Source organism: Vibrio sp. RE86, from assembly GCF_013114545.1.
Taxonomy (GTDB): Bacteria; Pseudomonadota; Gammaproteobacteria; order Enterobacterales; family Vibrionaceae; genus Vibrio.
Genome location: NZ_VTXI01000003.1, coordinates 74,580 through 88,081, shown reverse-complemented (window position 1 = coordinate 88,081; position 13,502 = coordinate 74,580). Strand labels below are relative to the sequence as shown.

General features: G+C 44.4%; 12 protein-coding genes. 5 read left to right on the top strand and 7 right to left on the bottom strand.

Features of this window, described 5'->3' with window-relative positions:
* Positions 1-90: 90 nt before the first annotated feature.
* The 3 genes from F0231_RS04410 to nagA form a co-directional block, all read right to left on the bottom strand.
* On the bottom strand, positions 91-1,680 hold the full coding sequence (locus F0231_RS04410; RefSeq protein WP_171758511.1) for a cation:proton antiporter family protein: 1,590 nt from the start codon (positions 1,678-1,680) through the stop codon (positions 91-93).
* Positions 1,681-1,768: 88 nt separating this feature from the next.
* On the bottom strand, positions 1,769-2,983 hold the full coding sequence (locus F0231_RS04405; RefSeq protein WP_171758510.1) for an ROK family protein: 1,215 nt from the start codon (positions 2,981-2,983) through the stop codon (positions 1,769-1,771).
* Between the two features lie 2 nt (positions 2,984-2,985).
* A complete protein-coding gene (gene nagA, locus F0231_RS04400; RefSeq protein WP_171758509.1) occupies positions 2,986-4,122 on the bottom strand; it encodes an N-acetylglucosamine-6-phosphate deacetylase in 1,137 nt (378 codons plus the stop codon).
* Between the two features lie 481 nt (positions 4,123-4,603).
* On the opposite strand from nagA, the gene nagE reads away from it, so the two are divergent.
* Positions 4,604-6,178 (top strand): N-acetylglucosamine-specific PTS transporter subunit IIBC, encoded by a 1,575-nt coding sequence (gene nagE / locus F0231_RS04395; protein WP_171758508.1) that lies wholly within the window; start codon positions 4,604-4,606, stop codon positions 6,176-6,178.
* Between the two features lie 263 nt (positions 6,179-6,441).
* Entirely contained in the window at positions 6,442-8,112 is a 1,671-nt protein-coding gene (gene glnS, locus F0231_RS04390) for a glutamine--tRNA ligase (protein ID WP_171758507.1), read from the top strand.
* A 127-nt stretch (positions 8,113-8,239) separates the two neighbouring features.
* On the opposite strand, the gene fcrX is transcribed toward glnS, so the two are convergent.
* Positions 8,240-8,689: a ferric iron uptake transcriptional regulator FcrX gene (gene fcrX, locus F0231_RS04385; protein ID WP_171758506.1), complete on the bottom strand. Its 450-nt coding sequence runs from the start codon at positions 8,687-8,689 to the stop codon at positions 8,240-8,242.
* Positions 8,690-8,892: 203 nt separating this feature from the next.
* Here fcrX and F0231_RS04380 point away from each other — a divergent pair, with 203 nt between their 5' ends.
* Entirely contained in the window at positions 8,893-9,393 is a 501-nt protein-coding gene (locus F0231_RS04380; protein WP_171758505.1) for a DUF4442 domain-containing protein, read from the top strand.
* A 63-nt stretch (positions 9,394-9,456) separates the two neighbouring features.
* On the opposite strand, the gene fldA is transcribed toward F0231_RS04380, so the two are convergent.
* From fldA to F0231_RS04365, 3 genes are all read right to left on the bottom strand, one after another.
* A complete protein-coding gene (gene fldA, locus F0231_RS04375) occupies positions 9,457-9,990 on the bottom strand; it encodes a flavodoxin FldA (protein WP_171758504.1) in 534 nt (177 codons plus the stop codon).
* 44 nt (positions 9,991-10,034) lie between these two features.
* Positions 10,035-10,256 carry a DUF2788 domain-containing protein gene (locus F0231_RS04370; protein ID WP_004413180.1) on the bottom strand — a complete coding sequence of 74 codons (222 nt, stop codon included), beginning with the start codon at positions 10,254-10,256 and terminating at the stop codon, positions 10,035-10,037.
* A gap of 93 nt (positions 10,257-10,349) precedes the next feature.
* The gene (locus F0231_RS04365) at positions 10,350-11,114 is read right to left on the bottom strand and encodes an alpha/beta fold hydrolase (protein ID WP_171758503.1); all 765 of its coding nucleotides are present in this window, start codon (positions 11,112-11,114) and stop codon (positions 10,350-10,352) included.
* Positions 11,115-11,206: 92 nt separating this feature from the next.
* Here F0231_RS04365 and seqA point away from each other — a divergent pair, with 92 nt between their 5' ends.
* Positions 11,207-11,749, top strand: coding sequence for a replication initiation negative regulator SeqA (seqA, locus tag F0231_RS04360; protein WP_171758502.1), 543 nt, complete (start codon positions 11,207-11,209; stop codon positions 11,747-11,749).
* Between the two features lie 90 nt (positions 11,750-11,839).
* Positions 11,840-13,486, top strand: coding sequence for a phosphoglucomutase (alpha-D-glucose-1,6-bisphosphate-dependent) (gene pgm / locus F0231_RS04355; RefSeq protein WP_171758501.1), 1,647 nt, complete (start codon positions 11,840-11,842; stop codon positions 13,484-13,486).
* The last annotated feature ends 16 nt before the right edge of the window (positions 13,487-13,502 follow it).

The window sequence follows — 13,502 nt, the reverse complement described above, 5'->3', positions numbered from 1 at the left end:
AAATGTTATTTTGGTGAATGTAATCTACATTTGGTTTAAAAAGTAGACAGTAGAACAAAAAAGCCGTTCTTTTGAACGACTTTAGCGTGGTTATTTAGGAGAGTTAAATTGCGGACTGAGTTGCTCACAAACGTGGCGAGCAAAGCCGCTACCCGCTTCGCTATAAATGTTGAATGCAGCGTCAACGCCACCTTCTACTAGTGCTTCTAACTGATCAGGGTATTCCGCAATTGCTGCGATTTGACCTTTGAAATTGCGACGTTTTAGCTGCTCCAATGCTACCTGATTACCTTGGTGGTGGGGCATTGCCAAAAGGACTAACTTTACGTTAGCAGTGTCGAGAATTCGCTCCCAAAAATCTGGGTCAGTCGCATCGCCTGCAATGACGTTACGGCCATGAGATTTATGCTGGTGGGCGGCGTCTTCACGAACTTCAATGCCTAAGCTGATTTTTCCGTAGCGATTGCGAAGTTCGTCGTATGCACCTGTCCCGATGCGTCCCATCCCTAAAATAAGAACTTGAGCATGGCCAGGGTTGATCAGTTGATCTCGTGTGTTGAGCTTTTCGGCAGCATGCTCACGTAACCATCTACCAGAACGTTGATAAAGCGCATGGCCGTGTCGGTTTATTGGGGCAGCTAAGACGAAAGAGATCGAAACCGCTAGGGCGAGCCCAACCATCACTTCACTGCTCATCCATCCCATCTTGAAAGCAAGACCGCCAACGATTAGGCCAAATTCACTAAAGTTGAACAGGCTTAACGAAGCAAGAAGAGAAGTACGAACACGGAACTTGAATGTGTTAAGTACTAAGAAGTAGAGGATACCCTTAATCGGTAACAGCAATAGGAACAGAATAGCCAGCGCAAAACCCGACAGCGTTGGCGTGGCTGACAGACCAATATTGAGAAAGAAGCAGACAAGAAAGAGCTCTTTCAAGTTAAACAAAGACTTCGACAGCTCAGACGCTTTTTTATGTCCGGCTAATAGCATGCCAAGGATCAGAGCGCCCAAATCAGGTTTCATTCCAACCAGTTCAAACAAGCCTGCACCAGCGACTAAGGCAAAGAAAATACCGAGTAATACGAGCATTTCTCCGTGACCTACCCAATCGAGCATTTTGAAGAATAGGGGTCTTAGTAAAGGCAGAGCGAACAAGGCAATGGCATACCACTCAGGGATTTTACCTGTAGATGCGGTCAAGAACACGACGGCAAAGATGTCCTGCATGACGAGGATACCAATTGCTATGGTCCCGTAAGTTGCGTTCATCTCGCCTTTCTCTTGCAGAGATTTCACTGCAAAAACGGTACTTGAAAATGAAAGTGCAAAGCCGAGTAACAGCAGTTGATCTAATGACATTGCAGCTAAAGAGCTGACACCTAGGAATTTAAAGCAGAGTAGGGCAACACTAAAGATCGCTGTAGATAAAAGGTTGTGTATGGTTGCACCAGCCCAAATTTCTTTGGAAAGTAGGGTCTTAATATCAAGCTTCAAACCAATAGTGAACAGAAGCAGTGTGACACCTAAATCTGCCAATGTGGTAATTGTGTCACTACTTTGATAACCAAACGCATGCAGACCAAAACCTGCGAGTAAAAATCCAACGAGCGGAGGGAGGTTGCATTTCAGTGCAATAAAGCCAGCTAAAAATGCCGCTGAAATTAAGATGAGTTCCATGAGTGTGTTGTTTCGTCCTAAAAAAACGGGCTACATATCGTAGCCCGTTATTCTAACTCAATTAGTTGCTTACTTGTGTAAGCTAAGACTAATCTTCTAACAATTTTTGTAACAAGACGCCATTTAGCATTGCTCGCTTGATCATTGCGAACGCACCAAGTGTTGGTTTGTGGTCGATCTCAGATGCCACAATTGGTAGGCCGCTATGGAACGTCGTTAGAGATTGGTTTTCCACGTTACGACGAATTGCGGGGAATACGATGTCTTCACACTGAGTGATGTCACCAGCAATCACCACTTTTTGTGGGTTGAATAGGTTGATGGTGATGGCAATCGCTTTACCTAACTTATTACCAACGCGAACTAGGCTTTGCTTGGCTAGTTCATCTCCGAGATTTGCATGCTCACAAACATCCGAGATATTAATGGTGTCTAATGTCGTTAAGCTCGATTCATAGCCTTGTTTGATTAGCTTATTCACTCGCTCAACGATGGCAGGGTTAGCTGCAACAGTCTCTAGACAACCGAAATTGCCACATTGACATTGCTCGCCGAGAGGATCGATTTGAATGTGACCAATCTCACCTACGTTACGGTTGTAGCCTAAAAAGACCTGACCGTTAACGATGATACCGGCACCAGTGCCTCGGTGAACGCTAACTAGGATAGAATCTTGGCAATCTTGACTCGCACCAAAGTAGTGCTCAGCCAATGCCATACCACGAACATCGTTACCCACAAAACATTGTACGTGGAATGATTTATGGATAATTTCTGATAGTGCTAAGTTATCAATCGAAACGTTAGGCATGTATTCAACGACGCCTGATTCAGGGTTTACCAGACCAGGTAGTGTTACACCGATTGCGATCAGTTGATTGATATTAGGTTGGTTGGTGTGAATAAACTGTTTGAGTTGCTCAAGTAAGCCTTCAATCAGCTCTTCTTGAGTCGTGTAGAAGAATTCACAGTAGTCAGAGGCAAGCTCTTTCCCGCCAAGATCAAAGAGACTGAACTGAATGTAGTCTCGACCCAGACGAATCGCCACAGAGTGGAAAGGCTCTACTTCGGTAGTCAGGGAGATCGCACGGCGACCCCCTGTTGAAGCTTGTTGCGCGACCTCTTTGATCAGGCCACGCTCTAAAAGTTGGCGGGTTATTTTTGTAACACTGGCAGGTGCCAATTGACTGACATCAGCGACTTGTATCCTAGAAATAGGACCTTGCTGATCGATCAGTCTGTAAACAGCTGCACTGTTTAGTTGTTTTACTAAATCTACGTTACCTATTTGTCCGCCATTCATTCTTAACTTTGCTCGTATTGTCCGTTAACAACAGTCGCTTGAACGTTGAAGTCACGATCGAATACAGTAAGGTTAGCAACCATGCCTTTCTTAACGCGGCCTAGTTGTTCTTCCACACCGATTGCTTTTGCAGGGTACAAAGTAGCCATGCGAAGTGCTTCGTCCAGAGCGATACCGACGTGCTCAACAGTATTTTGAACTGCTTCAATCATTGTAAGCGCTGAGCCGCCTAGTGTGCCGTTTTCATCAACACACTTACCATCACGGTAATATACTTTCTTACCTACAAAAATAAAGTAATCCATGTCAGCGCCTGCAGGAGCTGTGGCATCGGTCACTAATACTAATTTTTCGCCCTTAATTTTGTGAGCGATACGAATGTTTGCATAATCAACGTGGAAGCCATCTGCAATGATGCCAGCGTAAACTTCTGGAGTGTCGTAAATCGCGCCTACAACGCCTGGCTCACGGCCAACCATTGGTGTCATCGCATTGAAAAGGTGCGTAGCAAACGTAATGCCGGCGTCGAAACCTTGGCGTGCTTCTGCATACGTTGCATTGGTGTGGCCAATCGATACTACGATACCGGCTTCTTTCAAGCGCTCAATATGAGCCGCTTCGTTGTGTTCAGGTGCTAGCGTTACTTTTGCGATTACGTCAGCGTTCTCACACATGAAGTCGATCATACTGTCATCCGATGGGCGGATGAAATCAACACTGTGGATGCCTTTTTTCGCAACGTTAAGGTATGGACCTTCTAAGTGCAGACCTAGCGATTGGTTTTGGTATTTCGTATGGTAGTCACGAGCAGCCGCTACCGCTTGACGCATATCTTCGTCCGAAGAGGTAATTAGGGTAGGGAGGAAGCTAGTACAACCTGACTTTAGGTTAGCTTCGTGCATGATCTGCATGGTTTCCGCGGTGATTTCGTCGTTAAGCATGACACCACCACAACCGTTTAACTGTAAATCAATGAAGCCTGGGCTTACATTTGCACCGTTAAGATCACGAGTTTCAATTCCTTCAGGAAGCTCTGCAATTGGACATACAGCTTCAATGAGGTTGTTGTTAATGATTACAGCATGTTCAACGAGGACGTCACTGCCGGTAAAAATTTTACAGTTAGTTAGCGCATACATGGTTAGCTAATCCTTATAGGTTAGATTCTTAATACTTCTAGTCGCCTAAATGAAACATAACTATTGGATAGTTGTACTTTATTTGTGAGCTTCAATTAGGTCGCAAAATATCTTTAGCAAACGAAAAAATGAGTCTTAAAAATTGGGTATCAACACTGGCTAGTACTGGGATTACTAACACTTATTTAGTATGCGGTCATTCTTCTTAGACCTAGTGCTAGCAATACTCATCGCCTATTTATATTGTTTAAGAGTACCCTGATTTCACTCTAATGATTGCTATTTTTTTGAATTGTAAAATAAGTTTTATGATCTCGCTAGCAAAAACCTTGGTTATTGCCAATTTCTGGTGATTAGGATCACAAATGATGACGTTTTAATTTGCGGAGCAAAATTAATATCATAAACTGAGCATGACTAAATTGAGCGACTAAAAAAAGTGGCTCAGCCAAAATACAAAATCCTATAGGGGGAACTTAAGGTGAATATTCTTGGATATGCGCAAAAGTTAGGTAAAGCTCTTATGCTTCCTATCGCAACGCTTCCAGTTGCGGCGCTCTTACTACGTTTAGGTCAAGGTGACCTTCTTGATATCCCATTCATGGCGCAAGCTGGTGGTGCTATCTTCGGCCAACTACCACTTCTATTCGGTCTAGGTATCGCAATCGGTCTTTCTAAAGACGGTCAAGGTGCTGCAGGCCTAGCTGGTGCGGTTGCATACTTTGTACTGACAGCAACAGCAACAACAATCAACGCTGACGTTAACATGTCATTCTTCGGTGGTATCATCGCTGGTATCATTGCTGGTCACTCTTACAACGCTTTCCATGCTACACGTCTTCCTGAGTGGTTGGCATTCTTCTCTGGCAAACGTCTAGTACCAATCATGGCTGGTCTATTCGCGCTAGTTGCAGGTGCTGTTTCTGGTGTTGTTTGGCCAACTATCCAAGGCGGTCTTGACGCTCTAGCACACGCTGTTTCTACTTCTGGTGCAATTGGTCAGTTCGTTTACGGTACTCTTAACCGCGCACTAATCCCTGTAGGTCTTCACCACGTTCTTAACTCTTACTTCTGGTTCGGTATGGGTACGTGTCAAGAAGTTCTAGTTACTGGTGCTCAAGCTGCTGGTCAAGCGCTTCCTGCTCTACAACAACTTTGTGTAGACCCAGCTCTAGCTAAGACTCTTGTTGCTGGTCAATCTCACACATTTGAATTCGCTAACTCTGTAACTCCAGAAATCACTGCAACTGTTAAAGAAGTAACTGAAACAGTTAAGTCTGGTGACCTACACCGTTACTTTGGCGGCGACAAGTCTGCTGGCGTATTCATGAACGGCTTCTTCCCTGTAATGATGTTCGGTCTACCTGGTGCAGCTCTAGCTATGTACCTAGCAGCTCCAGCTGAAAAACGTAGCCAAGTTGGTGGTGCACTATTCTCAGTAGGTTTCTGTTCATTCCTAACAGGTATTACAGAGCCACTAGAATTCATGTTCGTATTCCTAGCTCCAGCTCTATACGCAATGCACGCTGTATTCACTGGTCTATCTCTAGTTGTTGCTAACATGTTTGGTACGCTACACGGCTTCGGTTTCTCTGCTGGTCTAATCGACTTCGTATTGAACTGGGGTCTAGCAACTAAGCCTGTGACTCTACTTCTAATCGGTCTTGGCTTCGGTGCTCTATACTTCTTCACATTCACATTCGCTATCCGCGCATTCAACCTGAAATCTCCAGGCCGCGAAGATGACGACGAAGAAGCTGGCGCAGCTCCTGCTGGTGAAGCTAAAAACGGCGACCTAGCTCGTCAATACCTAAAAGCTCTAGGTGGTCACAACAACCTAACTTCAATCGACGCTTGTATCACTCGTCTACGTCTTACTCTAAAAGACCGCTCTGTAGCTGACGAAGCGGTACTGAAGAAACTAGGTGCTAAAGGTGTTGTTAAACTAGGTGAAAACAACCTTCAAGTTATCCTTGGTCCTCTTGCAGAAATCGTTGCTGGCGAAATGAAAGCAATCGGTGCAAACGAAGACCTATCTGATGTAAAACTGCCATAAGCAAGTTTTAATCAACATAATTGAAAAGCCTCCTTCGGGAGGCTTTTTTGCGTTTCAGAGTAAAGAAAAGAGATTCGATGAAAAGCTAACCAGCTTTTGCTGACTATCAAAAGAAATCGACCATTATTTACGAATAAACCTTCGGTTGTAGTTGTGTATTGGTAGAGAATTGTGGATCATTAGTCGTTATATGCTTTGAGCGTCTTAATTACGTTCAATGCAAGAATTTCTCTGACAATACTAAAATAATTGAGGTGCTATAGATGAGTGAAGCTGAGGCTCGTCCATCGAATTTCATTCGCCAAATCATCGATAAAGATTTAGCGGATGGTACACACACAAGCGTGCATACTCGTTTCCCGCCGGAGCCGAATGGTTACCTGCATATCGGTCACGCTAAGTCAATTTGCTTAAACTTTGGTATTGCTCAGGACTATCAAGGTAAGTGTAATCTTCGTTTTGATGACACTAACCCAGAGAAAGAAGACGTAGAATACGTTGAGTCAATTAAGAATGATGTGAGCTGGTTAGGCTTCGAATGGGATGATGAAATTTGTTACTCATCAAACTACTTCGATAAGCTTTACGAGTACGCGGTTGAATTAATTAACAAAGGCTTAGCGTATGTTGAAGAGCTAAGTCCTGAGCAGATCCGCGAATACCGTGGCACGCTAACAGAGCCGGGTAAACCAAGCCCATACCGTGACCGCAGTGTTGAAGAAAACCTAGCGCTATTTGAAAAAATGCGTGACGGTGGATTCGAAGAAGGCAAAGCGTGTCTACGTGCGAAGATTGACCTAGCGTCTTCTTTCATCGTTCTACGTGATCCAGTTCTGTACCGTGTTCGTTTTGCCGAGCACCACCAGACTGGTGATAAGTGGTGCATTTACCCAATGTACGACTTCACGCACTGTATTTCGGATGCTCTAGAGGGTATTACTCACTCTCTATGTACGCTTGAGTTCCAAGACAATCGTCGTCTTTACGATTGGGTTCTAGAGAACATCACGATTGATTGTCAGCCGCGTCAGTACGAATTCAGCCGTCTAAACCTAGAGTACACTGTGATGTCTAAGCGTAAGCTCAACACACTAGTGACTGAAAACCTAGTAAACGGTTGGGATGACCCACGTATGCCTACTATTTCTGGTCTACGTCGCCGTGGTTTCACGCCTGGCTCAATCCGTGAGTTCTGTAAGCGTATTGGTGTGACCAAGCAAGACAACATGATCGAAATGGGTTCGCTAGAATCTTGTATTCGTGATGATCTGAATGAAAATGCACCACGTGCGATGGCGGTACTTGATCCAGTTAAGATTGTTATCGAAAACTACGATGAAGGTAAGGTTGAGACACTAAACGTGGCTAACCATCCTAACAAACCAGAAATGGGCGAACGTGAAGTTCCGTTCACTCGCGAAGTTTGGATCGAGCGTGAAGATTTCCGTGAAGAAGCAAACAAGAAGTATAAGCGTCTTGTTCTAGGTAAAGAAGTTCGCTTACGCGGTGCGTATGTGATCAAAGCTGAGCGTATTGAGAAAGACGCTGAAGGCAACATCACTACAATCTTCTGTACTTACGATGCAGATACGCTTGGTAAGAACCCAGAAGACGGCCGTAAAGTGAAAGGTGTAATCCACTGGGTATCAGCGGATAAAGGTCTACCAGCAGAAATTCGTCTATACGATCGCCTGTTCACGGTACCTAATCCAGCTGCTGCGGATAACTTCGCAGAAACAATCAACCCAGATTCGCTAGTGACGATGAAGGGTTTTGTTGAACCAAGCCTAGTCTCTGCTGAAGCGGAAAAAGGTTACCAGTTCGAACGTATGGGTTACTTCTGTGCAGACGCGAAAGACTCGAAGCCAGAAGCGCTAGTATTCAACCGCACGGTTGGCCTGCGTGATACTTGGGCTAAGATTGAAGCTAAGTAAGTAACGCGGTTATTGATAAAAAGCCAGTCAGAGATGACTGGCTTTTTTGTATTTGTCTGTTTATCTGGTAGGCATAAAAAACGCCAGCCTGCGCTGACGTTTACCATGTTGAGACTACCTATTTTATTTATTTTTTAGGTTTGTGCGCATCAGGGTTATCTTTACAGCTGCCGTCAGCACATTTGCCGTATAGGTACAAACTGTGGTTAGTAAGAGTCACGTTGTACTTAGCTGCAACCTCTTTCTGACGCTCTTCGATAATGTCATCAGAAAACTCGATTACCTCGCCACAATCTAGACACACTAGGTGGTCATGGTGATGCTGAGTTGATAATTCAAACACTGACTTACCACCTTCGAAGTGGTGGCGAGTCACGATACCTGCATCATCAAATTGGTTTAATACTCGGTATACTGTTGCTAAACCGATCTCTTCTCCAAGATCAATCAGCTTCTTGTACAGTTCTTCAGCACTGATATGTTGGCAATCCGGTTGCTGTAGTACTTCTAAAATTTTCAGTCTTGGAAGGGTTACTTTAAGACCAGCATCCTTGAGTGCTTGGTTATTGTCTGACATATACTTTCCTGTTGATGATCTGCAGTAATTAACAGAATTCAATATTCCTATCATTATAGGGTAGTAGACATTAACAATAAACCACGAAGTTCAAAGGGTTACTACTCTTTTTTTATAAAGTGGTGCGGCGTCACTGATTACTCATGTCCGACCAGTTACAATTGATTAACAATTCAGTCTTTTTTGTTGCTCAGGGATAGAGAATGGATAAATCATTGGCAAAAATTTACAAGCCAAACATCGTTAGGTTTGCTTTAAATGCTTGGCCGCCGTTTTGGGGGGCGGGTATTAAAATTGAGTCTATCAGTGATGACTTTCGTGAAGTGAAGGTGAAGCTTAAATTACGTTGGTGGAATAAGAATGCTAATAGAACGCAGTATGGCGGTAGCATATTCTCCCTCACAGACCCCGTTTATTCTTTGATGCTCATGGGGATTTTAGGAGAGCAGTACTACGTGTGGGACAAAGAGGCGAGTATCAATTTCATTAAACCGGGCCAGAGTGATTTGTTTGCTGAGTTTTGTGTTACACAAGATCAGTTACAAAGCATTCTTGAGCAAACCTCTGATGGAGATAAATGTTTTCCGGAATTTGTTACCTATGTAAAAGACAGTCAGGGGAATGTTGTCTCAGAAGTTCAGCGCAAACTCTATGTGCGCAAAAAGCCGAAATATAGAGAAGAAGCGGAGCCAAATACGGCCTAACTGGTCGTGTACAGGTATAAAAAAACCTCCAACAGGTGGAGGTTTTTATTCGCTCACAGCGTATTAGCCTTCAAGCTCAGCTAAGCACATCTCTTCGTGGATCTGCTTACACCAGTTGTTTACGCGCTCTTCAGTTAGCTCTGGTTGGCGGTCTTCGTCAACACATAGACCAACAAACTGACTGTCATCGCCTTCAACTAGACCTTTAGACGCTTCAAACTCGTAGCCTTCAGTTGAAGTGTAACCAAGGATAGTACCGCCTTTCGCTTCAACGATGTCGCGAACAGTACCCATAGCATCACAGAAGTACTCTGCGTAGTCTTCTTGGTCACCACAACCAAAAATAGCCACAAGCTTAGTAGAGAAGTCGATTTGCTCTAGTTCTGGGAAGAAATCGTCCCAATCACATTGTGCTTCGCCGTAGTACCACGTTGGGATACCAAGAAGAAGGAGATCGAAGTTGTCGATGTCTTCCTTGCTGCTTTTTGCGATATCTTGTACGTGAACCAGTTGTTTACCTAGTTGCTTTTGAATCATCTTTGCAACAGCTTCAGTGTTACCTGTGTCGCTACCAAAGAAGATGCCTACACTTGCCATAGATTCGTTACCTTTAACTATTTTCTGTTGTGGGTTCGGTCAAGTTAACCTATGCCACCACCTTCCCAACTAAGCTGAATAATACCTTTTGCGATAAAACCAGCACAGCCAAGGAATAGGACTAACCATACAATGCGACGACCGAAAGGTGGGACATTGCCCGCTTTTAAGACATCTTTAATCGCCATACCAATTAAGAAAAAGATAGACGCAAAAAGAAGATCGAGACCAATAGACTCAAGCATGTTCATGTAGTCGTAAAGCATGGAATCCCTTTATGCCAAATTACTTGCGCCGAACTATACCACTGTTAATAGATAAAGTTAACGGCGATCGCGTAACTGACCTCTCATTCTCATTTAGCCAATGAACTTACGAATTGCACGCAATACTTCAGCGGGCTTTTCTGCATGTAACCAATGTCCCGTGTTGGCAATGACATGTGCTTTTGCTCGGCTGAACTGTTGCTGAACTTCAGGTTGGTGCTGTGCCGTTAAATAGTCTGAATCACCGCCTTTGAGGAACAATGTCGGTGTATCAATCTTTTCGATACGCTTCCAGCCAAGAATGTTCCAATAGTTATCCCAAAGGCTAGTGACATTGAATCGCCATGCAAAGTGCTCACCCGTGTTGTAAAGCGATTTGCCAAGGAATTGTCTAACACCTTCAATCTCTACGTGCTCTGCGAGAATCTCTAACGCTTGTTTACGCGAGGTAGGTTTTTGGGACTCGACGGCTTTTAAACCATTAAAAACGTTATCGTGTCGGCTCTGAGTGTACTCAACCGGAGCCATGTCGAGGACAAGTAGCTTCACCACCTTTTCACCGGCGAGCTCAGCCAGCTTCATTGCTACTTTCCCGCCCATTGAGTGACCGACAATGCTGTATTGTTCGAGCTGGAGATGATCCAGTACGTTAAGGACATCTTGCGCCATTAAGGCATAGTCATGCTGTTCGCTTTGAAACGAGATTCCATGGTTACGAAGATCGACACTGACCACCTGGTGATCTTTCTTTAAATCTCGTGCTAGTAAACCTAAGTTATCTAAATTACCAAACAATCCATGGATCAAAACAATGGTGTGACCCTCACCTTCGACTTTGTAGTTGAGCAGTTGTGACATTTTATTTTATTCGTTACAGGTAAACCGTAGAGTCTCATTAAAGATCTCGCTATAATCCCCCAGAGTTTAAACATAGAGATTGTGAAAAGCGAATGAAAACAATTGAGGTTGATGAGGATCTATACCGTTACATCGCAAGTCAAACCCAGGACATTGGCGAAAGTGCTTCGGACATCCTGCGTCGTCTACTAATGACAGATGCTAAGGCTCCAGTAGCAGCTCAGCCAAAGGTTATGGCGCAACCAAAGGGTGTGGTGGTAAGTAAAGATGCAATTAAAGAAGAGTCAGTAGACACGGTTAAAGAGATGCGTTCATTGCTGATCTCTGACGAGTTTGCAGGCCTTAAAAAAGCGATTGATCGCTTTATGTTGGTTCTATCTACACTGCATCACATTAACCCGAATGGTTTCTCTGAAGCGACACAAGTGAAAGGTCGCAAACGCGTTTACTTCGCGAATAATGAGCAAACCTTATTGGCAAACGGTAATACGACTAAGCCAAAGGCGATTCCAGGTTCTCCGTTCTGGGTGATTACCAACAACAACACCAGCAGGAAAAGGCAAATGGTCGACCAGCTGATGGCGAGAATGAATTTCCCATCAGACTTAATTGAGAAGGTCACTAACTCAATTTAAAGAATTCTGATTTAAACCTCATAATGCACTGTTTCGATAACGTATTATGAGGTTTTTTTATTTCTAATAATTTTAAGAAAGGATGTCAAAATGGCTATGCACCCACGAGCGGGACAAAAAGCTCAACCGCAAGACCTGCACAATATTCCAGCCCTAGTTGCGAACTACTTCTTACTTCAACCAGACCCAGCTAACTCAAACCATAAAGTCGAATTTGGTACTTCAGGCCACCGAGGTACAGCAGATAAATCTACGTTCAATGAGCATCATATTTTGGCGATTGCTCAAGCGGTAGCAGAAGTTCGAGCAGAAAAAGGCACAACAGGCCCTCTATTTGTTGGTAAAGACACTCACGCACTGTCGGAGCCTGCATTTTCTACCGTTGTTGAAGTACTGATTGCCAATGGTGTGCAAGTTATTGTTCAGAAAGAGAATGGCTACACGCCAACTCCGGGTGTATCACACGCTATCTTGACTCATAATCTTAAAAATGACGCTAAGGCAGATGGCATTGTCATCACGCCATCACATAATCCACCGCAAGATGGTGGCATCAAATATAACCCTACGCATGGTGGTCCAGCGGAAGGCAGTTTGACTCAAGCTATTCAAGATCGTGCTAACGTTCTTATTGCTGAAGGGCTTCAAGGCGTGAAACGTATGCCTTTAGCGAAAGCGAAAGCGTCTGAATTGTTTGTCGAGAAAGATCTTGTTAAACCGTATATCGATGATCTAGTGAACGTGATCGATATGGAAGCCATCCAAAAAGCAAACCTGAAGCTGGGCGTTGATCCTCTAGGTGGCAGTGGTATTGATTACTGGCGTCAAATTGGTCAAGCATACAACCTAGACCTAACACTGGTGAGCGAAGCGATTGATCCATCATTCCAGTTCATGTCTCTAGATAAAGATGGTGTTGTTCGTATGGACTGTTCTTCACCATACGCAATGGCTGGCCTTTTAGCGCTGAAAGACGAGTATGCGCTCGCCTTTGGTAACGACCCAGATTACGATCGCCACGGCATCGTGACGCCAAAAGGTTTAATGAATCCAAACCACTTCCTAGCGGTATGTATCGATTACCTATACCGTCACCGTCAAGGCTGGGCCGCTGATGTCGCAGTTGGTAAAACATTGGTATCAAGCGCGTTGATTGACCGTGTGGTTGCAGACCTTGGTCGTGAGTTATGTGAAGTACCAGTGGGCTTTAAGTGGTTTGTTGATGGTTTGTACGAAGGCAAGTTTGGCTTTGGTGGCGAAGAGTCTGCGGGTGCTTCATTCCTACGTAAAGACGGCACTCCTTGGTCTACAGATAAAGATGGCATCATCCTATGTTTACTTGCTGCTGAAATCACAGCGGTAACGGGCAAGAACCCTCAAGAGTACTATGAAGAGCTAGCTGCGAAGCACGGCTCGTCTGAGTACAATCGCATCCAAGCGGTCGCAAACGGTGAGCAAAAAGCCGTACTGTCCAAGCTTTCACCAGACATGGTAACGGCTGAAATGCTTGCGGGTGACGCAATTACGGCTCGTTTGACTCATGCTCCTGGCAATGGTGCTGCGATTGGTGGCCTGAAAGTAACGACGGAGAATGGCTGGTTTGCCGCGCGTCCATCAGGTACTGAAGATATCTATAAAATCTACTGTGAAAGCTTCAAAGGTGCAGAGCATCTGAAACAGATCGAAGCAGAAGCTCAAGAGATTGTGAATCAGGTTTTCGCCAACGCGGGCTTGTAATTTTCTAAGCTAAATA